Source organism: Aliiroseovarius sp. F47248L (assembly GCF_023016085.1).
GTDB lineage: Bacteria > Pseudomonadota > Alphaproteobacteria > Rhodobacterales > Rhodobacteraceae > Aliiroseovarius.
This window is the reverse complement of the sequence record NZ_JALKBF010000001.1, coordinates 1,014,806-1,034,639: the sequence shown is the minus strand read 5'-3', so window position 1 is coordinate 1,034,639 and position 19,834 is coordinate 1,014,806. Positions and strand designations below refer to the sequence as shown.

The window sequence follows — 19,834 nt, the reverse complement described above, 5'->3', positions numbered from 1 at the left end:
GTTGACTTGCATAGTCTCCGCCAGCTTTCAGTAACATGCAAATCTGCTGCCTTCTGCAGTGCAGCATGCGATCACGCTTAATCTGCGACGAGTTCCAAGCCGACATCGTTTGCGGAACAGAAATCAACCATCTTTCAGAAGGCAGCGTCGAACTGTTTGCACATTGGAACGAGCGTGAGAGCACCATGGCCATCTTGCGCCCTGTCTCGACCTTCATCCTTGCAGCCACGATCCGCGATGCTCCTTGCCTTATGTCTGCCCGCACACTGGAAAAAACCCGGTCGTCATGTTACCGTCATCGGATGTGCGCGCGGTTTTTAATGAAGACATAGCCTTTGCACACGCCGTCGTCGAAGACCTTGCACAAAGCTACCAGGCTGTCGTCAAAAGCAGCAAGAATCTCAAATTGCGGAGCGCGATTGAGCGGCTTGCAAACTATCTTCTACGCCAACGACAGCGGGCGGGTAACGCTGTGGAGTTCACTCTGCCAATAGAAAAGCGTCGGCTTGCGTCTAGTCTTGGCATGACGGCAGAAAATCTGTCGCGGGCCTTCAAAACGTTGCGGCCTTATGGAGTCGAAACCGACGGGGCGACCGTTACCATTAGCGATCCGGCTGATCTGATCACGCTTGCGAAACCAACACCGTTGATCGACTGATCCTTTTCAGCTTGAGTTTGCACTTTTTGCAACACAGCATTCTGTGGTTTGAGACCAATTGGAACTCGTTACTACCAGGCCAGCGAAGCTGTTCTTTATTCCGCGCCAAGACCGCACCACACGTTGAGCGCTGCGGTTCAGTTCAACTTTTATTGGTCACGTTTTGAGAGGCTGCGGTCCTGATTGAAGTAGTTGAAAATGAATGCGTGAACGGAGACAAACTTCTGCAGACTTCGCATCCGACGCAATCGGTACATCGAACGTTCCCTTCGTCGAAACGGTAAGTGCGAATTCTCAGCGCGATTGATCTTCCAGCGCCCCGTTTTCTGCCTGGTGGCATTGCCGACGACCTTCATTGCGACACCAAATGAGCTCAATCTATCAGTGACCACGAGCTCAGGCTGGCCATATTGTTTCATCGCTTTTAATGGCCGCAGTGCGATCACGGCGCTTCGTGACATAGCTTTCCAACACTTCGCCTTCGTGGTCTACAGCCCGCCAAAGGAAGGACTGCGCTCCGTTCATCTTCACGAAAACCTCATCAAGATGCCATCGCCAATTCGAGTAACACCGCATCCCGTTGATCCACTTTCGGCGAATTTCAGACACAAACAATGTACCAAATCTATTCCACCAGAAACGGACGGTTTCATGGCTGACATCAATGCATCGTTCATGCAGCAGGTCTTCTACATTTCTAAGCGAAGGAGGAAACCTGTCATAGAGCATCACCGCTAAGCGGATGATTTCCGGGCTGGTTTTGAAATAGCAAAAAGGCGAACGTTTTGTCGTAGCTGCAGGCTACGAAACCATATAACCGTCCCAAGTTGGTTTTATCTGACAATGCCGACTCTGAGAAATCGCCCTAAACAACGTCAAAACGGCCGTCTCTCTGGGAAATGCCACGGTCCAAGCCCCCGTAAAACCGGCAGAAAACAGCGAAATAGGCCGATTACTGAAAGAGGCTGGGGTAAGTGGCGGAGCGGAAGGGATTCGAACCCTCGAGACGGTTCCCCGCCTACACACTTTCCAGGCGTGCGCCTTCGACCACTCGGCCACCGCTCCGAGGGCGTTGCTACAGCAAAAACCCAAGCGGGTTCAAGCCGTCATTGTGTTTTTCCAGAAGGATTGTGGCGCAGCCGGTTGTGCCCTTTGTTTTCCCGGTCATACGCCTCTGTATCGACGCCTTGATCAGTCCGCCAGATGTATGCTGAACCGACGATTCAGGCGACTTTTCTTTTCGACCTTACCAAAGCGGACCGGTCCAATTTCCGAGGTGCGGCGAACATGGGTGCCACCGCAAGGCTGTAGATCAACCTGTTCATCCCCGATACCAATCCGCATAAGACGCACGCGCCCTGCCCCTTTCGGTGGTTGAACGGACATGGTTTTCACCAGCCCGGGATTTGCATCGAGCTCGGCGTCAGTGATCCAACGCTCTGAAACTTCCAAGTCGCGGGCAATCAGCGCGTTCAGCGCATCTTCCAACGCTTGTTTATCCTCGGGCGGCTCCTCCATCGCGAAATCAAGGCGCGATTTCTGCGCTCCGATCTGGCCGCCTGTGACGGGCAAGGGAATGACCACTGACAGAAGATGCAGCGCCGTGTGCATCCGCATATGTCGCAACCGCTGATCCCAATCAAGCGATTGTGTGACTTGCGAGCCTATGGGCGGAAGTGTGGCCCCTTCGTCAGGCACAAGGGCGATGTCGTCCCCGTCCTCCTTCAGTGTATTGACCACGATCATTGAACCGCCATCCCAATTCAGGGTGCCGCGGTCCCCCGGTTGGCCACCCCCGTTTGGATAGAACAAAGACTGGTCAAGAACCACCCCGCGTTCGGCATGTGACAGAACCTGTCCGGTCGCCTGTTGCAGATAGGCGTCTTGCCGAAACAACCCGTCAGTCATCACCCTCTCCCGCATCATCATCCTTGCTTTGGCTGTTCGCCATATCCTCGGCGGTCAGCACATCTTTGGGCAATGAAGCAGCAAGAGGCGTTTCTGACGCGCCTGTCGCTTCGGTCGCTTCAGCTTTGGGGGGCGCCGCGGATCGACCGACTAGGGCTTCGGGATTACGCAACCAGATGTCGCGCTGAGCAAACGGGATCTCGATGCCTTCTTCTACGAAGCGTCGGGCGATTTCATGATTGATCTCACTTTTCACCGACATCATGTAGTTTACATCGCTCAGGATTGCCCGGATTTCGAAATCCAGACTGTCCGCACCAAACCCCTGAAAAACCACCGACGGGGCCGGATCAACCGTGACCATAGGGTGGTTCTCGGCGATTTCGCGCAGAATGGCCTCAATCCGCCTTGTGTCCGATCCGTAGGCGACACCGACCGCGATGATCACACGGCCGATCGAATTCCCGCGGGTGTAATTCGTCACCACGCCGGACACCAGATCACTGTTGGGCAGGATCACATCGGTGCGATCAAACGTTTCGATCCGAGTGGCACGCACGGATATATCGCGCACATAACCCATTTGACCGCCAACTTCGATCCAATCTCCTTCCGAGATCGGGCGTTCGATCAGAAGAATGATACCCGAGACAAAATTGGACACGATGGTTTGAAGACCAAAACCGATGCCCACCGACAGGGCACCGGCAATGATCGCGATCGAACTCAGGTCAATGCCAGCCGTCGTAATGGCGATGACGGCAGCAAGGAAGATGCCCAGATACCCTACACCAACAGCGATGGCATTCTGTCCACCCTTGTCCAGCTTGGTTTTCGGCAGGATCGAACTTCGCAGCGCCGACTGAGTGGCTCGCGTGGCGACATAACCGACGCCGAAAATCATCGCAAAAACAATGAACGTGCGCGGCGTTATCCGCGCTTCGCCCAGCTGGAACCCTTGCTGGAATGTGGTCCAAAGCTCGGACAATTCGGTGGGGCGCACGCCCCAGATCAGGGCCATGATCGGCAACGACAAAAGCACTAGAACCGACGTCATCAGGACAGGCAACAGCGCCTGATCTGCTTCGTTTTCATCGATCTTACGCACGACCCCATAAACACTGATCAAGAAGACATGCAGCAGGGCCAGTATCGCGATCATACCCATGGTCAACACCATGGGGAACAGGATCGACGAGGCCAGTGTTGAATATCCTATTGCGGCCAGTACAGGCGCTGCGACACCAACAGCCGCACAGGCTTGCCCCATCAACAACACGGCACGTTCCCGGAATGTCTTCGTATCGGTGTTTGACTGACTCTGGACATAGCGCCGTAGCGTCCGGCCAATCCGCATTAAAAGATATCCAGTTGCGACAATTGCCGGGAAAGACAGCACATTGAAGGTGCCACTTGAATAGCCTTCCTGCTCGGACAGGCTGGTCAGAATGGGCCAAAGGCCCAATAACATTCCCAGCAGTGCAACGTTCACACGTGCTTCGGTGCGCAAGGCTGCTCGTGGCAGATCGATCAACGGCGCGCTGATGTTTTCCGTTGCGAACAAGCGCGTCCCGATCCACAGACTGATAAACAGGCTGAACCCAAACCAAGGCAGCAGGTCTGCGATCACCTGCCCTCGTAAGCCAAGAACGCCCGCAAGGTTCAGTGCCACCATCAGCACAAAGATCCCAATCATCGGAGCAAGCACCTGACCGATGGAAACGATGAAACCTATCACGCCACGCGCCGAACCGTGCCGCCGTTCACGGACCTTGTTGCCAAGCTGCATGATCCAAACCCGACTGCGTGTCAGCAGCAGGATCGCAACAACCAGAAACAGTAAGGTCAGCGGCAAATCTGCGCGCAGATCTTGTCTTTGCGCGTCACTACCCCAATTTTCCCGCACCTCGGAGACCGCAAGGTCCAGCGTTGTCTTGAGGTCGGTAAACGCCTGCGGCCAAAGCGCCAGATTGATCGGGCTTGGTCCCAGGGCCAGCATTTGATCGGTCTGTCGCGACCGCATTAACGAATCGATTTCACCGATCAGCACATCCGCGCGGGAATAGGCCTCTTCGGCCTCTTGCACCGGCAACCGCGCCGCGTTCAGCTTCGTCGTCAACTCGCTTCGGCGCTGGGTAAGAACGGCTGGTTCTGAACCAGCGGTTTCCGGTTCCGGCCCAAGGGTCGACAACTGCGTTTTCAGCGTGTCGATACGGAGTGAATTGTCTTTCTGCGCCTCACTGAACAGGTTGCGCCAATCAGTCAATTCGAGACGCAGATCATCCAACACCTTATCGGAGGCACGGTTTTGCTCGATTGCTTGCTCGGCGCGATCCGCAACACGGTCCCACGCCGCAAAATCCGGGGAACCATCTTCCTTGACCACATAGGCCGGAACGCGCTCCGCGCCTGGCTCAGCAGTATCCTGAGCAAACGCACCAAACGCGGCGAAAAGCAACAGAAGAGCCGCAAAAGCGGCCGTCAGAAGGCGGGTCATTCGACCTCCTCAAACACCTCAGGCAGCATCACCGGACCCCGGTCCAGCCATTCCGGCACTGGCAATTCCTTTTCCCTTAGGAAGGCAGGGTTGAACAGTTTGGATTGATACCGTGTGCCATAGTCGCACAGGATCGTCACGATGGTATGGCCCGGTCCCATTTCTTTGGCCATCCGGATGGCACCGGCGACATTGATGCCGGATGATCCGCCAAGGCACAGCCCTTCGTCCTGTAGCAGGTCGAAGACAATTGGCAAGGCCTCTTCATCTGGCACCTGCCACGCCATATCGGGCGTGAATCCTTCAAGGTTCTTGGTGATCCGCACCTGCCCGATCCCTTCGGCGATCGAGCTGCCCTCCATCGCGATTTCTCCGGTGGTGTAGTAGCTGTAAAGCCCTGCACCCATTGGGTCTGCAATGCCGATTTTCACGCCCTTGGGCTGTAATGCCATGCCGACACCAGCAAGCGTGCCGCCCGACCCGACCGAACAGACGAACCCATCAACCTTGCCGCCCGTCTGCTCCCAAATTTCTGGACCGGTTGTTTCGATATGGGCCGCACGGTTTGCGACGTTATCAAACTGGTTGGCCCAGATCACACCGTTTGGTTCAGTCTTGGCCAGTTTCTCGGCCAAACGGCGCGAATAATGGACGAAGTTGTTGGGGTTGCGATAAGGCGCTGCGGGCACTTGCACCAGTTCGGCACCAGCAAGGCGCAGCATATCTTTCTTTTCCTCGGACTGGGTTTCCGGGATCACGATCACCGTCTTAAACCCCATCGAGGCCCCGACAAGCGCCAGACCAATGCCCGTATTGCCAGCCGTGCCCTCCACGATCGTGCCGCCGGGCTTCAGTTCACCGCGCGCCACAGCGTCTTTGATGATATACAGCGCCGCCCGGTCCTTAACCGACTGACCTGGGTTCATAAATTCGGCCTTGCCAAGAATTTCACAACCTGTCTGTTCCGATGCTTTTTTCAGTCGGATCAAAGGCGTATTGCCAACGGTCGCTTCCAGATCCTGCTTGATATCCATCTTCTGCCCCATGTGTCGCGTTTCCCTACAATCTGTAGGGGTTGGCAGAACGGGGTTCAAGGGGGGGACAGGTCAGCTTTGCGCCTGAATTGCGTCACGGTTTAGTGACAGCCACAATGCGCACAGGACCAACGGACCACAGGCAGCTTCGCCGCTGTTCAACAGGTCCATCAGGCGCTGAAATGGGATAACATGGCTGCGAATATCTTCGGCCTCTTCCTCAGCACCGCCGATCCCGGCAGATGTATCCGGCAGATCGCAAAGCGCCACGTAGGTATAGAAGAACTCGGAGCTAGAGCCGGGGCTGGGATAGTGGTGCGGCAGTGCCAGCAAACGATCAAGCGTCAGATCGGCCTCTTCATGCGCCTCTCGACGGGCACATTCTTCCGGTGTTTCACCTGCATCAATTCGACCTGCGATAGGCTCCAGCGTCCACGGATGGGGATCTGCGCGCATGTGTGGACCCATGCGAAATTGTTCAACCAGCATCACCCGATCACGCACCGGGTCATAGGGCAAAACGATCACCGCATCGCCGCCGATGAAGGCGGCACGGTTCACGACTTCACTCATCTCGCCAGAGTAGCGGCGGAAGGACAAGTCTTGCTCTTCCATCGTAAAGAAGCGGGCATAAGGGCGGCTGCTTGCACGAATGTCGATGTCCCCTGCCCCAAAATCCGCACGCAGCGCTGTTGGCGTCACACTGGCCCGTGCGCGCAGCCTGCTGGCGGCACGGGTGCGGATCATCGGGAAACGCTGGGCGATGGTTTCGGCCGGAACCTCGCCGAAATAGGACATAACTTCTTGCGCGGCTTCCATTGTCATCGCACCCCATTGCGACACCCAATCATCCAACGACCACGGCGCACCGGGTGTCCAAAGACCGGGCGTCGGGAAATAGACCTGTGCAGTCACGGTGTCCGAGCCATCATCGGGATATACCTCGACCCCCTTCAACGCATAGTCAAACCCGCCCTCATAGAAATCGAGCCGCGCGCGCGCTGTTTCGTTCAACCCTTCAACCAACAAGCCTTGCGCGCTGTCCTCCACTTGCGTTTCGATCGTGGGAAAGGGCTGATCCTTGACCCAACTGACGCGGTGGCCCGACAGCGTGGCTGGGCGTGTCCGATAACGCTCTCCTGCCAACACAAGTTCAAGCAATGGCAGGTGACACAACGTGCCATAAAAAAACATGGTCGTCACGAAGCTAGCCCCACTTACGGGCAGCGTTGGACGCACACCAAGACGCCAGTCCGCCACCGATCAGAGCTGCGATGATAACCTCGACGGTGAAGTATTTCTGAAAAAAGTCGACGCTGATCATGAAAATATCCTGCAACGCCTCTATCGGGCCGTCATAGGCTTTACGCAGGCTTTGTTGGATCATCACGGAAAACGCAAAGATAAACAGGGTCAATCCGATTTGCACAAGTGTTGTGGTGAACGCGTTAGCTCCGACGCTGCCAAGGCTGCTATCCGCCCGTGGGCCAAGGAACTTCCAGCCGACAAACAGCCCGACCAGCGCACAGACCGGGCCAAGCTTTGTCAGATCACGGCCCTCTTCCATCAAAGGCTTGATCAGTTCGGCACAGAACCAGCCTGTGACCGCCAAGATGGCGGCGGCAACAAGTTTTGCAGCTGTGGGCATATGATACTCCTGCTCGAACGACGTTCTTATCGACGTTTTCACAGGGGGTTATGGCCATTTTATGGCACGAAACCCAGGAAAAACGGCAGTGCGGCGCAAACAGCGCAGCAGTATTGCCCTGTCATCATGCAGGATTTTTTAACGTGACCTGAACCACATCACAATTGCCGGACCGAAAGGCTGCCGCGCAGGATGTCAGATAGAAATTCCACATCCGCTTGAAGCGGTCGTCAAATCCTAGTGCTGCGACCTGTCCCCATCTGGCATTGAATACCTCGTGCCACCGCCGTAGCGTCGCGGAATAACTTTCCCCGAACGCGATCTGGTTGCGGAACGCCAATCCTGCTTTTTCGACCTCAGCGCGCAGCGCGGTCTTGGATGGAAGCATTCCACCTGGAAATATATATTTCTGTATAAAATCAACGCCTTTTCGATAGACCTCAAAGCGTTTTTCAGTGATCGTGATGATTTGCAAAACGGCCTGCGCGCCGGGCCTCAGACATTTGCGCACGGTGTCAAAATAGATCGGCCAATATTTCTCGCCCACCGCCTCAAACATCTCGATCGAGGCAACACCATCGTAGAGTCCGGTCTCGTCTCGATAATCCTGCATCTTGATCGTTACCAGTTCAGACAGTCCTGCTTTGCGGATACGCTCGACTGCGAAATCGTGTTGTTCCCGGCTGATCGTCAAACCCGTCACCCGAATACCTTTACGCGCCGCATGTTCGGCAAATCCGCCCCAACCGCAGCCGATTTCAAGTACATGATCGCCCGGCCCCACGCCCATCTGTTCGATCATTGAGGCGTATTTCTGTTCCTGTGCCTTCTCAAGGCTGTCCTGCCCACTGCGAAACAAAGCCGAGGAATAGGTCATCGTATCATCCAGCCATAAGGCATAGAAATCATTCCCCAAATCGTAGTGATAGCTGATGTTCTTCTTCGCCCGGCTTTTGGTGTTGGAATTCATTAGATGGCGCAGCCGTTCATATGCGCGCAGGAATATCTGACCGGGGAACCCGTCATACAGGATGTCATTATCGTCTTGCAGCAGGTCCAGAAACGCTTGCAGATCCGGTGTCGACCATCCGCCATCAATGTAGGCATCACAAAAGCCCAGATCGCCCTCGCGGATCAATCGCGCGAAGACGTCGGGATCATGCACGTGAAGTTCAGCGACGAAGCCGGGATGAGCGCCGTCGGCCCGAAACCTCCGTCTGTCGGGCATGACAAAATCCAGTCGCCCGCGATTCATTCGGCAGGCAATGTTGAATACATTGCTGAAATAGCGCGGCAAATCCGATTGCCCCGCTATGCTGGTCAGGATCATATCACCCCCCACGCCCGTGATCCGCACCCATAAGGCTAGGACGGAGACGGCGTGACTGACAAGATGGTTGCTTTGCAGCCGCAATATCTCATGCTGCGCCTGCATATCGGTGTGGTGCCGATGATTCTTATGCCCGCATTCACGACATCAAGTTAGTCAGCTATCTATCTGTTACTTAAACAAACTCAAAGAACCTTATCCAGCGCGTCGATCAGCTTCATCACGTCGCTTTCAGATGTGTAGTGGGTGAAACTGACCCTCAGAACGCCAATCTTCGGGTCGACGCCTTGCGCTTTCAACGCGCGCACAGCATAAAAATCGCCACCTCCGGCCATGATACCCAGCGGGGCAAGCTGTTCGGCAAGGTCCGCGCCCTTCGCTTGTGCAGCAATCGCGACCGTCGGCGCGCGGTTTTCCGCCTGCGTTGGACCCAAAAGCCGGACCGAGTTCTTCGATGTCAGGTAATCCAGCAGCGGCTGCAACAGGCGCGCTTCGTGCGCCCGCATTATCTCATGCGCCCCCGCCGCCAGCCCTGCAGCGTCGCCTGTAATGCCGTGATGGTTCGCCATTGCGTCAAAATAATCCGCCATCCCTGCCGAGGCAGCGATTTGCGCATGATCTGGCCCCGCGGGGGTGAACCGTTTGTAAAGTGCATCTGCGTTGAAGAAATGCCCCTGATTGGGCAATGCCATGCCCAGTGCGCGGCGGATCACCATGATCCCCTGATGGGGGCCATAGGTTTTATAGGCAGAGAACAGATAGACATCCGCACCCAACGCATCCACGTTCACCAACCCGTGTGGCGCATAGCTGACACCATCGACGCAAGTATAAGCGTCCGCCGCCTTTGCCTTCGCACAGATTGCGGCCACATCATTCACCTCGCCCACCACGTTTGAGCAATGGGGAAAACACACGAGTTTCACCTGTCCGTCAGCAAGCAGATCGTCAAGATCAGCGGGATCAAGATGCCCGGTTTGCGGGTCAATCTGCCATTCTCGCAGTTCGAACCCTTCGTCTGCCAGTCGGCGCCATGGGCCGGTATTGGCTTCGTGATCTTGATTGGTCACTACAATCGCATCACCCGGCGTCAGATTCTTCCGAAATGCCTGTGCCAGAACATAGGTGTTCTGCGTGGTTGATGGACCAAAACTCAACTCATCTCGTTCCACTCCCATCATGGCGGCCAATCGGCGGCGGGCCTCGTCCATCTCTTCGCCCGCCAGACACGACGCCTCGTATGGTCCATAGGGCTGCACTTTGCGCTGGGTATAGTAACGTGTCAGTCGATCAATCACCGGCTTGCAGGTGTAAGACCCACCCGCGTTTTCAAAGAATGCTTGACCCTGAAGGCTCGGCTCGGAAAACGCGGGAAACTGCGCGCGCACCCAATTGATGTCTAATTCAGCCATTGTCAGCCTCCTGTATCTCAACTTTTTTAGGGTGCGCCCGACAGATCAAGTTCACCCAAGATCTGGCAGGTCTTCCAGCCGGTCCAAAAGGCACCAAGCCCTTAGACAGTCCGGCGCAGCCGGACACAGATTGGCTAAGCCTCCCACATTCCGCGGTCAAGAAAAAAACAAGCCCCACACGGCCTCTTTTCCAATCGGTACCGTGCTTTGTCAGCCGTTTAAGTCGACAACGACGCGGCCTTTTACCCTGCCTTTCAGGATGTCGCTGCCCAACGCGGGCAGATCGCCCAATGTGGCGGAATGAACCATAGTCTCAAGTTTATCCATAGGCAGGTCAGAAGCGATACGCTTCCACGCCCGGACACGGTTGTCATAGGGCTGCATCACACTGTCGATGCCCAGAAGGTTCACACCGCGCAGCAAGAAAGGGATGACCGTCGCGGGCAGACCGGCGCCGCCAGCCAGTCCTACGGCGGACACAGACGCCCCGTATTTCATCTGTCCCAGCACACGCGCCAACATGTCGCCACCGACAGCATCAACGCAACCAGCCCATGTTTCAGCTTCCAGCGGACGTTTGGTCGTCTCGTTCAACTCTTCCCGTGGCACAATGGTGGTCGCGCCCAACGACTTCAGATACGCCGCCTGATCGGGACGGCCTGTGACAGCGGCAACTTCATAGTCAAGGTTGGCAAGGATGGCGGTCGCGACCGAGCCAACGCCACCAGCCGCACCAGTAACAAGCACTGGCCCCTGTCCCGGTTTCAAACCGTGGTCTTCCAGCGCCATGACAGCAAGCATCGCGGTAAAACCTGCCGTTCCAACAGCCATTGCCTGACGTGTTGTCAGACCTTCTGGCAACGGCACCAGCTTGCCAGCATCAATCCGCGCCTTCTGGGCATACCCACCCCAAGACACCTCGCCCACGCGCCAACCCGTCAGCACGACTTTGTCACCGGGCTTGTATCGGTGGTCATCTGACGTCTCGACGGTGCCAGCGTAGTCAATGCCCGGCACATGGGGGTAATTGCGCACAAGCCCGCCGCCTTTGGGGGACATACATAGCCCGTCTTTATAATTCACTGTGGAGTATTCGACGGCGACCATCACATTGCCTTCGGGCAGTTGATCCTTGCTGATCTCTTTGATCACAGCTTGGGCCAGCCCGTCGTCATTTTGCTCCATCACGAGTGCTTTAAACATTCTTATTTCCCTATATCCAAAAGGTTTCATGGACAGTCACTGCGCGCGGCCCGTCAGGTGTAAGCACGTCCAACTCGGTGCCAGCTGCCCAATGGGTCATGCGCACCATACCGATGGCGACACCGGTGTTGAAATCAGGGGAATTGGCGGCCGAGGTCACCTGCCCCACCTGCCACGTCCCATCCATAAGCGGCCAAGCCCGATCACATGACGGCACAGCCCGCCCGTCTGCTGTGTGAATCTCGATCGCGCGAACCTGTTGCACGGGGCCTTCCTTGGCGACACGCAAAAGCGCATCCCGGCCCACACAGCCCAGCGCAGAATGCGTTGCACAGAACCGCCCAAGCCCGGCCTCGTGCGGGGTATTTTCGCGGGTCATGTCATTACCATAGCTTAAAAGCCCGCCCTCGACCCGTTCGATCCCATTGGGGCAGCCGGCATGCACATCCATACTTTTGCCCGCCTCCATCAACGCATTCCACAGCGGCATGGCGATGTCAGCACCTTCGACGTAGATCTCGAACCCGCCCTGCTTCGAATAGCCCGAGCGCGCCACCACAAGGCTGCGCCCCTGAAATTCCAGCCGCTTGTAGCCGAAAAAGCGGATATCGCGCACCGCGTCGCCAAAGACAGCCGCCGCCAGATCGTCGGACTTCGGCCCCTGAATGGCCAAGGGCGAGACGTCGGGTTCGTCCACCAGCACATCCAGCCGAAACCCATAGGCCAGCCCCTTGACCCAATACAGCAGATCACTGTCCGCGATCGAAATCCAGAACCGGTTATCATCCAGCTTCACCGCCACAGGGTCGTTCAGCAAGCCCCCGGTTTCATCCACCATCGGGACATAGAAACACTGCCCGTCCTGCATCTGGCTCAGATCCCGTGGGGTGAGCATCTGGATCAGGCGGGCGGCATCCGGGCCGCGCAGTTCGACCTGCCGTTCGCAGGCCACATCCCAGACCTGCACGGCGTCTTTCAGGTGGCGATAGTCCTCTTCCACCGACCGAAAAACGGTCGGCAGCAGCATGTGATTGTAAACCGTATAGCCTTTCACCCCGGCAGCTTCGACACCGGGGCTGAAGGGCGTGCGCCGCAAACGGCGGGAAGGTGAGATCAGGGCCATGGGTCGCGCTTCCGTGCCAGAACTCCGGCCGCCTTAGCGACCGGGGCCTTTCCAGTCGATCTGGCAAATCTCGGCCGAGCGGCCATCGAAATCCCAAACCCGCCCATGCGCGCGCAGCTTACCTTTGGTGGCTGTGGCGACGGTGATGTCCGGCCCCATCCAGTATTGGGTGTTTCGGATAACAATATCCTCGTCCGGGTCCGCCCCGCCAACCGGATGCACAACGCCGTCGATCTTGCGCCCCACGGTGATGTGGCGGGTCTTGCCCTCGGTCTCATACGTGACCGGCTGGCGTTCTGCGCCAATGAATTCGCCCACCAACATTTGGAACAGCCCCGTCGTGCCTTTGGCAGCACCCGAGAAGATGGTGACCAACGCCTCATAGGCATCGTCACTGGCGCGCTCATCGACGAACAGCGCCACTTTCCAGTTGCCGCGCCCCATGTTGCCAGGAATTTCGATCATCAGGCCAAGGTTCAAGCCCGACAGGTCAATGTCGCCATACTGACCACTGTCGATGCGCACCCCGCCCCATGTCTGGCAATGCCCTTCCGTGGGCGGGTGTTTGCCAAGGCTCACCACGCAGGGGCAAAACACCGTGCAGTTGCAGTTAAGGATCAACTCCCCTTTGATGGTCCATTCGACCTGACCGACTTGTGTTCCGTCCATGTTATCCTCCCTGGACAAGCACCAAGACCCCGCCCGCGATCAGCGCCCAGCCCAAGGGGCGGGTCAGATAGCGGCCAAGATCCGGCAGTTTTTCGAAAATCATGATGAGTGTGGCGAGCCCCATGAAGGCAAGGTTCATCACCCCGCCGACAAAGCCCAAAAGCATCAGCGCCCAGCAGCATCCAAGGCAGATCGCGCCCAGACGCAGGCCCAGCGCGGCGGCGTTCCACCGCGTCGCTCGCCAGTATTGCATGAAGAAACTCATCGGCTGGCGGCATTTCGACAGGCAGGCGTCCTTGAGGGTCGAGAACTGATAGGCCCCTGCCCCGATCAACAGCGCACCCGTGAGCCATGGCGAGATGCTTTGACCCAGCGGCGACAGCAGCCCCGCGCGAAACAGCATCAACTGTCCCGCAGCAGCGATTACGGCAAAGCCAAGCCAAATGACCAGATAGCCCGAGACCAATTCCCCAAACCCGCGCCGTGACCCCGCGCCCGAGGCGATCAAGTCGTCATATGTGGCAAAGGTCGGCAAGGCGGTGGGGGCCATCATCGCCGCCGACATCACCGCCCACATGGCGAAGAGTCCATGGAACCCAGCCTTGTCGGGTTCAACCAGACAAAGCGACCGCCAGAAGTCCGCCCCATAGATGCGCGACAGTTCCAGCGCGTCCGGCGGAAGCGCCATCGCATAAAGCAGCCCCCACCCCACAAGGATCAACCCGAACAGCGCCAGCCAATGCGGCGCGCTCATGGTTCTTATCCTTGACGAAACGGACATGCTTCCCCCATCTTGCGAGTCGGAATGATAATGTCTGACAATTGCCGTCCGAGCAAATGAATTGTCAGACAATTGAGGGGCAACGTAGCGTGAAAACCGATCTGGACGACAATCAGGACCTCTCAAAGCAGATTGCCGAGGCCATTCGCAATGCTATTGTCGAGGGCAGCCTGATCGTGGATCAACGCCTGCCCTCCGAGGCCGAGCTGTGCGAGAAATTTGACGTGGGCCGATCAACCGTGCGCGAGGCGTTAAAGCGTTTGGCGGCACAAAACCTGATCCGCACACAGCGCGGCGCGACGGGTGGGGCCTTCGTAAACCGCATGTCGTTCGAAGACGCCTATGAACAGCAAATCACCACTTCGACCCTGCTTCTGTCCATGAACAGCGTGGACTTTGAGACCGCCTGCGAAGCGCGATACGCGCTGGAACGCTCCTGCGCGCCTCTTTCCACGCAGCGTCGCACGGCGGACCACATGGCCACGATGCGCGCCGAAATCCATCGTCAATCCCAACCCGGCCTGACGGACGAGGCGTTCTGCGCCTCGGACGTGGCCTTTCACAGGGCCTTGGTCGATGGCGCGGGCAACCCGGTGCTGTCCTATCAATTGGCCGGTGCGGTTGAAGCCATGCAGCCCCTGATGAACATGATCACCTATACCCAAAGGGATCGGGAGCGGATCGTAGGTCTGCATACGAGGTTGGCGGATGCGATTGAAGCGCGGGACGGTACGGGTGCAGAGCGGATCTTGACAGAACTCGCAGACTACACCGCCGATTTGGGACGCCGACGCGCAGAAATCACGAACACCAGACCTGCAAAGTAACCTGCGCAACTCTATCTGCAGGTTTCCCCTTTTCAAACGCTCACCCACTGCCTACATATGATCTGTCCCGTCAGGGACTATGGACATAAACGCGCTCGTAATAAGCGGATCGGACCCGGGGGCGGTACCCGGCGTCTCCACCATAACTCTTTCAGGGTATCCTTCATTTGGGGATCACTTTGATATCGGGGGGACGAAATAGGATCGACGGACGTCTAAAGGGGTTTGCTTTGTCTCGGTGAGTTACCACCGTTATCGGTACATTTAAGCTAGTTGCAAATGACAACAAAGCTCCGGCTATGGCTCTGGCTGCGTAAGCAGTTCGAGTTGCCGATTTAAGCCCTTGCGCCTAGCCGCGTAAGGCGGGGTTCGCAGGCACCTGGCAACAGAAGCCTGTACTTCCAAAACAACAGGGCATTCTCCGGTCGGCGGTTACTCATCGTTAAGAATTCTTGCGTAGCCTCGTCATCGTGAGAACCGAAACAAATAGTATTGGAAGGAACGGCGCGTGTCCCATCTGGAGCTTCTGAAACAGTGGTATGATCGCGTCTGGGTCCAACAGGATCTTGATGCGATCGGACTTTTTTTTACCCCGGACGTCGAAGCGCAAGGCGTGATGGATTTCGGTGTCGGCCCCGATGACTTCCGCGTGCTGGCCGAAGCATTGTTGGCGCAGGTCGAAATCAGCGCAATCCGCTTTGATCGCGAAGTCGAATTAGGTGATTGGGTCTGGGCGACGCTCACCGTTCAGGCGGTGACATTGGCGGATCGCAGGCCGGTGCAAACCACGGGTCAGATCATGGTGCGCATCAGCGACGGACAGGTTGTCGAAGCGTATAACCAGATCGACTTCCTGACTTTCTTTGAACAGCTGGGATATTTGCCACCAGACAGCCTGGCACTCTGTCTTTCAGGTGAAGGGATCGCGGCTTAAGCGGCTTTCCCCTTGCCAAGGGTCGCAGATCAAGGCCCTATCCGGACATGACGCCTAGCCTGCCAGACCTGACCAGAATATTCGCGCGCATTGGATGGATGTCTTTTGGCGGACCCGCAGCGCAAATTGCCGTGATGCACAGGGAACTGGTGGAAGACCGCCCGTGGCTTACAGAGCGACAATTCCTGAATGCGTTGTCCTTCTGTATGTTGCTACCCGGTCCCGAAGCCATGCAGCTATGCACCTATGCTGGCTGGCGACTGCGCGGAGTGACCGGCGGCATGATCGCGGGGCTTTTGTTCGTTCTGCCGGGTGCCATGGTCATGCTGTGCCTTGCCTATGCCTATGCCCGATGGGGACAGGTGCCAATGGTCGAGGCGGTGTTTTTAGGCGTGAAGGCCGCTGTCGTCATTGTGGTTCTGCAAGCCCTTCTGAGGCTGGCTAAAAAAACACTGCAACGCAGGGCACATTGGGCCATCGCGCTTACGTCCTTCGTTGCGCTTTACGCGTTCGACGCGCCATTCCCGCTGGTGATTTTAACCGCAGCCTGCGTCGGCATGATCGGGATGACTTCTCACCACTCCGCAGTGTCGCCCACTCCATCTGCAAAGGTTTCACCTTACAGAACGCTGCGACAGGCCGCCATTTGGCTGGTGTTGTGGTTTGCCCCTATCCTCTTGGCCTACAACATGGGGGCGGAAACGCTCACCACGGTTGGTCTGTTTTTCTCGAAACTCGCAGTGGTCAGCTTCGGGGGTGCCTATGCGGTTCTGGCCTATATGGCGCAAGAGGCAGTCACCACCCATGGATGGCTGTCGCCCGCACAGATGATGGACGGGTTGGGGTTGGCTGAAACCACCCCCGGCCCACTCATTCTGGTGACAGAATTCGTGGGCTATATGGCTGGTTTTGGTCTGTTCGGACCGGTTTTAGCCTTGCTCACCGCCGCCATGACCCTTTGGGTCACCTTCGTGCCGTGCTTTTTGTGGATCTTCACCGCAGCTCCTCATGTGGAATGGCTAACCACCCGCCCGCGCCTGACCTCGGCGCTTGATGCAATATCTGCGGCGGTGGTCGGGGTGATCGCAAACTTGTCCCTGTGGTTCGCGCTGCACGTGTTTTTCAATCAGCTCACGCGCGCCGACACTGGTTTTGCCCCAAGCTTACCGGTCATAAGCAGCCTGAACTATCCAGCGGCTTTACTCGCGGCCATCGCTGCTTTGCTCCTTTTCAGGCTGCGTGTCTCTCTGCCTCTGACACTGTTAATCATGGCCGTCATGGGCGCGGGTCTACATCAGCTTGGAATCTGACCATCTTGCGCCTTTTCATCGCCACCGAATCCCGTATTCTGGACACAAGCAGAAGAAAGAATGCTCATGTCCGATGCCATCGACTATGGAAACCTGATGCACGACGCCATGCGGGAACTAATCCGCAAGGTTCTGAGCGACGTATCGGCCTCTGGCCTACCAGGCGAACATCATTTCTTCATCAATTTCGACACCCGCCATGACGGGGTCGAAATTGCAAACTGGATGCAGGATCGGTTTCCGGAAGACATGACCATCGTATTGCAGCACTGGTTCGAAAACCTGGCGGTGAGTGACGATGGATTCTCGGTCACACTAAATTTCGGGGATTCGCCGGAAACCCTGTTTGTTCCCTTCGATGCGATCAACACATTCGTCGATCCGTCTGTCGAATTTGGATTGCGGTTCGAAATGCAGGACGAACACCACCCCGATCTGCATCTGGCCGGTGATGATGACGGCGACCTCGCGGAAGAGGCAGCACCCGTGACCGATCCCGAACGCGATGAACATCCTGAAAAGGACATCACACCAGAAGAAACGCACAAAGAAGCCGAGATCGTCAGACTGGACAGCTTCCGAAAATAGCGTTCACGACCGCCATGCAGTTTTGTTCCGGCGCTACCAGCATTGAATTTGGTGTGCAGTCGTGTACAACACCCTCGGTTTTGCAAATAAAGGCGCTGTGACATGACCCAGACCCGCACCGAATCCGACAGCTTTGGCCCGCTTGAGGTTCCTTCTGACAAATACTGGGGCGCGCAGACGCAGCGCTCGTTGATGAACTTCCCGATTGGTTGGGAAAAGCAGCCCGTCGCCATCGTGCGCGCTTTGGGTGTGATCAAACAAGCCTGTGCCGAGGCAAACAAAGCGTCGGGCGCAATGGACAGAAACATCGCCGATGCCGTTATTCAGGCCGCAAGCGAAGTGGTGGCTGGCAAATTCGATGACAATTTCCCGCTGGTTGTCTGGCAAACAGGGTCCGGCACCCAATCGAACATGAACGCCAACGAGGTCATCGCCAACCGCGCGATTGAAATCATGGGCGGCGTGATTGGTTCAAAAGACCCCGTGCACCCGAATGACCATTGCAACATGGGCCAGTCCTCCAACGACACATTCCCCACCGCGATGCACATCGCCACCGCGATGAGCGTGCGCGACGTGCTGCTGCCCGGTCTGGAAAAACTGCTGGCAGGGCTTGAGGCCAAGCAGGACGAGTTCAAAGACATCATCAAAATCGGCCGCACCCACACGCAGGATGCCACGCCGCTGACATTGGGTCAGGAATTTTCGGGCTATGCCCACATGATCCGTCAGGGCATCGCGCGTGTGAAGCTGGCCCTGCCCGGTATCTATGAGCTCGCGCAGGGCGGCACCGCTGTCGGCACCGGGCTGAACACCAAGAAAGGTTGGGGCGAAGAGGTTGCCGCCAACATGGCACGCATCACCGGCCTGCCTTTTGTCACGGCCCCAAACAAATTCGAAGCGCTGGCCGCCCATGACGCGATGGTCTTCATGTCGGGCGCTTTGGCGACAGTGGCGGGCTCGTGCTACAAGATCGCCAATGACATCCGCTTCCTGGGTTCTGGCCCCCGTTCGGGTCTGGGCGAGTTGATCCTGCCGGAAAACGAACCGGGCAGTTCGATCATGCCAGGCAAGGTGAACCCGACTCAAGCCGAGGCGCTGACTCAGGTGGCCGCCCACGTGATGGGCAATGACGCCGCGATCAAGTTTGCAGGAAGCCAAGGGCATTTCGAACTGAACGTTTATAACCCGATGATGAGCTATAACCTGTTGCAATCCATCCAACTTCTGGGCGACGCGGCGGACAGCTTTACCGAACGGATGCTGAACGGCATTCAGGCCAACGAACCGCGCATTGACAAGCTGATGAAGGAAAGCCTGATGCTGGTTACGGCGCTGGCCCCGACCATCGGATATGACAACGCGACTAAGGTGGCCAAGACCGCGCACAAGAACGGCACGACGCTGAAGGAAGAAGCCATCGCTTTGGGCTTCGTGGACGCAAAAACCTTTGACGAGGTTGTGCGCCCCGAACAGATGATCGGTCCAAAAGACTGATGGGCGGGTCTGGTTCAGGGCCGGTCAACCTGAACCGGTTTCGAAAAGCAAAGGCGCGGGCTGCGACCAAGGCCCGCGCTGACGAAAACGCCATAAAATATGGGCGCACCAAAGCCCAGAAAGCAGCGGAAAGCGCGGATAAAAAGCGCGCCAACCGACTGCTGGACGGTCTCAGGACCGACCCGGAATGACCACACGCCCTGAAAAACACTCCCTGACCCTGCACGGGCACCGCACGTCGGTGTCGCTGGAGCCGGAGTTCTGGCAGGCCTTTCGTGAGATCGCTAAGACGCGTGGTCTGCCCCTGAACGCACTGGCGGCCGAAGTTGATGCAGCACGCGGCGTGGACCGGGGGCTGGCATCGGCCATTCGGGTTTATGTGCTCGATCACTACAGACAACCGTCCGAGGGCTGA

At 57.0% G+C, this 19,834-nt stretch carries 19 protein-coding genes, 1 tRNA gene, 1 other RNA gene and 1 pseudogene; 9 read left to right on the top strand and 13 right to left on the bottom strand.

From position 1 onward, the window contains the following. Window positions 1-472 precede the first annotated feature (472 nt). Complete coding sequence (locus MWU51_RS17125) at window positions 473-658, top strand: helix-turn-helix domain-containing protein (RefSeq protein ID WP_247035317.1); 186 nt, start codon at window positions 473-475, stop codon at window positions 656-658. Between the two features lie 149 nt (window positions 659-807). On the opposite strand, the pseudogene MWU51_RS05170 reads toward MWU51_RS17125, so the two are convergent. The 13 genes and pseudogenes from MWU51_RS05170 to MWU51_RS05110 all read right to left on the bottom strand — a co-directional run bounded on the left by MWU51_RS05170 (window position 808) and on the right by MWU51_RS05110 (window position 14,236). Next, a pseudogene (locus MWU51_RS05170) lies at window positions 808-1,405 on the bottom strand (IS6 family transposase). Between the two features lie 228 nt (window positions 1,406-1,633). Then, window positions 1,634-1,723, bottom strand: a tRNA-Ser gene (locus MWU51_RS05165). Between the two features lie 126 nt (window positions 1,724-1,849). Further along, a complete protein-coding gene (locus tag MWU51_RS05160; protein WP_247035315.1) occupies window positions 1,850-2,566 on the bottom strand; it encodes an alanyl-tRNA editing protein in 717 nt (238 codons plus the stop codon). Further along, window positions 2,559-5,063, bottom strand: a complete 2,505-nt coding sequence (locus MWU51_RS05155; protein ID WP_247035313.1) for a DUF3772 domain-containing protein — start codon at window positions 5,061-5,063, stop codon at window positions 2,559-2,561. The genes MWU51_RS05160 and MWU51_RS05155 overlap by 8 nt, the downstream gene beginning before the upstream one ends. Beyond that, window positions 5,060-6,097: a cysteine synthase A gene (locus MWU51_RS05150; protein WP_247035311.1), complete on the bottom strand. Its 1,038-nt coding sequence runs from the start codon at window positions 6,095-6,097 to the stop codon at window positions 5,060-5,062. The genes MWU51_RS05155 and MWU51_RS05150 overlap by 4 nt, the downstream gene beginning before the upstream one ends. 72 nt (window positions 6,098-6,169) lie before the next feature. Further along, window positions 6,170-7,291, bottom strand: coding sequence for an NUDIX domain-containing protein (locus MWU51_RS05145; RefSeq protein ID WP_247038716.1), 1,122 nt, complete (start codon window positions 7,289-7,291; stop codon window positions 6,170-6,172). Window positions 7,292-7,304: 13 nt separating this feature from the next. After that, window positions 7,305-7,745 carry a TrgA family protein gene (locus tag MWU51_RS05140; RefSeq protein WP_247035309.1) on the bottom strand — a complete coding sequence of 147 codons (441 nt, stop codon included), beginning with the start codon at window positions 7,743-7,745 and terminating at the stop codon, window positions 7,305-7,307. A gap of 124 nt (window positions 7,746-7,869) precedes the next feature. Then, window positions 7,870-9,075, bottom strand: coding sequence for a cyclopropane-fatty-acyl-phospholipid synthase family protein (locus tag MWU51_RS05135; protein WP_247035307.1), 1,206 nt, complete (start codon window positions 9,073-9,075; stop codon window positions 7,870-7,872). A 185-nt stretch (window positions 9,076-9,260) separates the two neighbouring features. Next, window positions 9,261-10,487 (bottom strand): aminotransferase class V-fold PLP-dependent enzyme, encoded by a 1,227-nt coding sequence (locus MWU51_RS05130; RefSeq protein ID WP_247035305.1) that lies wholly within the window; start codon window positions 10,485-10,487, stop codon window positions 9,261-9,263. A 210-nt stretch (window positions 10,488-10,697) separates the two neighbouring features. Next, window positions 10,698-11,690, bottom strand: a complete 993-nt coding sequence (locus MWU51_RS05125) for an MDR family oxidoreductase (RefSeq protein ID WP_247035303.1) — start codon at window positions 11,688-11,690, stop codon at window positions 10,698-10,700. A 10-nt stretch (window positions 11,691-11,700) separates the two neighbouring features. Next, entirely contained in the window at window positions 11,701-12,813 is a 1,113-nt protein-coding gene (locus tag MWU51_RS05120) for a dimethylsulfoniopropionate demethylase (protein WP_247035301.1), read from the bottom strand. 33 nt (window positions 12,814-12,846) lie between these two features. After that, complete coding sequence (locus MWU51_RS05115) at window positions 12,847-13,482, bottom strand: DUF1326 domain-containing protein (protein WP_247035300.1); 636 nt, start codon at window positions 13,480-13,482, stop codon at window positions 12,847-12,849. 1 nt (window position 13,483) lies between these two features. Beyond that, on the bottom strand, window positions 13,484-14,236 hold the full coding sequence (locus MWU51_RS05110) for a DUF2182 domain-containing protein (RefSeq protein WP_247035299.1): 753 nt from the start codon (window positions 14,234-14,236) through the stop codon (window positions 13,484-13,486). 116 nt (window positions 14,237-14,352) lie between these two features. Between MWU51_RS05110 and MWU51_RS05105 the strand changes: the two genes are divergently transcribed. The 8 genes from MWU51_RS05105 to MWU51_RS05070 all read left to right on the top strand — a co-directional run bounded on the left by MWU51_RS05105 (window position 14,353) and on the right by MWU51_RS05070 (window position 19,834). Then, complete coding sequence (locus tag MWU51_RS05105) at window positions 14,353-15,090, top strand: FCD domain-containing protein (RefSeq protein WP_247035298.1); 738 nt, start codon at window positions 14,353-14,355, stop codon at window positions 15,088-15,090. Window positions 15,091-15,115: 25 nt separating this feature from the next. Beyond that, window positions 15,116-15,490: a transfer-messenger RNA gene (gene ssrA / locus MWU51_RS05100) on the top strand. A gap of 108 nt (window positions 15,491-15,598) precedes the next feature. Further along, on the top strand, window positions 15,599-16,024 hold the full coding sequence (locus tag MWU51_RS05095; RefSeq protein WP_247035290.1) for a nuclear transport factor 2 family protein: 426 nt from the start codon (window positions 15,599-15,601) through the stop codon (window positions 16,022-16,024). Window positions 16,025-16,071: 47 nt separating this feature from the next. After that, a complete protein-coding gene (gene chrA, locus MWU51_RS05090; protein WP_247035288.1) occupies window positions 16,072-17,334 on the top strand; it encodes a chromate efflux transporter in 1,263 nt (420 codons plus the stop codon). 66 nt (window positions 17,335-17,400) lie between these two features. Then, window positions 17,401-17,922: a ClpXP protease specificity-enhancing factor SspB gene (locus MWU51_RS05085; RefSeq protein WP_247038714.1), complete on the top strand. Its 522-nt coding sequence runs from the start codon at window positions 17,401-17,403 to the stop codon at window positions 17,920-17,922. Window positions 17,923-18,024: 102 nt separating this feature from the next. Then, window positions 18,025-19,419 (top strand): class II fumarate hydratase, encoded by a 1,395-nt coding sequence (gene fumC, locus MWU51_RS05080; protein WP_247035286.1) that lies wholly within the window; start codon window positions 18,025-18,027, stop codon window positions 19,417-19,419. Continuing rightward, complete coding sequence (locus MWU51_RS05075) at window positions 19,419-19,610, top strand: DUF4169 family protein (protein ID WP_247035284.1); 192 nt, start codon at window positions 19,419-19,421, stop codon at window positions 19,608-19,610. The genes fumC and MWU51_RS05075 overlap by 1 nt, the downstream gene beginning before the upstream one ends. Further along, window positions 19,607-19,834: a ribbon-helix-helix domain-containing protein gene (locus MWU51_RS05070; RefSeq protein WP_247035282.1), complete on the top strand. Its 228-nt coding sequence runs from the start codon at window positions 19,607-19,609 to the stop codon at window positions 19,832-19,834. Before MWU51_RS05075 ends, MWU51_RS05070 begins: the two co-directional genes overlap by 4 nt.

Bases quoted from the DNA above. Each gene is read 5' to 3' on its own strand.
- MWU51_RS05130 (WP_247035305.1), bottom strand. From the start codon at position 10,487: ATGGCTGAATTAGACATCAATTGGGTGCGCGCGCAGTTTCCCGCGTTT.
- MWU51_RS05155 (WP_247035313.1), bottom strand. From the start codon at position 5,063: ATGACCCGCCTTCTGACGGCCGCTTTTGCGGCTCTTCTGTTGCTTTTC.
- MWU51_RS05145 (WP_247038716.1), bottom strand. From the start codon at position 7,291: ATGTTTTTTTATGGCACGTTGTGTCACCTGCCATTGCTTGAACTTGTG.
- MWU51_RS05115 (WP_247035300.1), bottom strand. From the start codon at position 13,482: ATGGACGGAACACAAGTCGGTCAGGTCGAATGGACCATCAAAGGGGAG.
- MWU51_RS05070 (WP_247035282.1), top strand. From the start codon at position 19,607: ATGACCACACGCCCTGAAAAACACTCCCTGACCCTGCACGGGCACCGC.
- MWU51_RS05160 (WP_247035315.1), bottom strand. From the start codon at position 2,566: ATGACTGACGGGTTGTTTCGGCAAGACGCCTATCTGCAACAGGCGACC.
- MWU51_RS05125 (WP_247035303.1), bottom strand. From the start codon at position 11,690: ATGTTTAAAGCACTCGTGATGGAGCAAAATGACGACGGGCTGGCCCAA.
- MWU51_RS05135 (WP_247035307.1), bottom strand. From the start codon at position 9,075: ATGATCCTGACCAGCATAGCGGGGCAATCGGATTTGCCGCGCTATTTC.
- chrA (WP_247035288.1), top strand. From the start codon at position 16,072: ATGACGCCTAGCCTGCCAGACCTGACCAGAATATTCGCGCGCATTGGA.
- MWU51_RS05110 (WP_247035299.1), bottom strand. From the start codon at position 14,236: ATGAGCGCGCCGCATTGGCTGGCGCTGTTCGGGTTGATCCTTGTGGGG.
- MWU51_RS05150 (WP_247035311.1), bottom strand. From the start codon at position 6,097: ATGGATATCAAGCAGGATCTGGAAGCGACCGTTGGCAATACGCCTTTG.
- MWU51_RS05085 (WP_247038714.1), top strand. From the start codon at position 17,401: ATGTCCGATGCCATCGACTATGGAAACCTGATGCACGACGCCATGCGG.
- fumC (WP_247035286.1), top strand. From the start codon at position 18,025: ATGACCCAGACCCGCACCGAATCCGACAGCTTTGGCCCGCTTGAGGTT.
- MWU51_RS05075 (WP_247035284.1), top strand. From the start codon at position 19,419: ATGGGCGGGTCTGGTTCAGGGCCGGTCAACCTGAACCGGTTTCGAAAA.
- MWU51_RS05140 (WP_247035309.1), bottom strand. From the start codon at position 7,745: ATGCCCACAGCTGCAAAACTTGTTGCCGCCGCCATCTTGGCGGTCACA.
- MWU51_RS05120 (WP_247035301.1), bottom strand. From the start codon at position 12,813: ATGGCCCTGATCTCACCTTCCCGCCGTTTGCGGCGCACGCCCTTCAGC.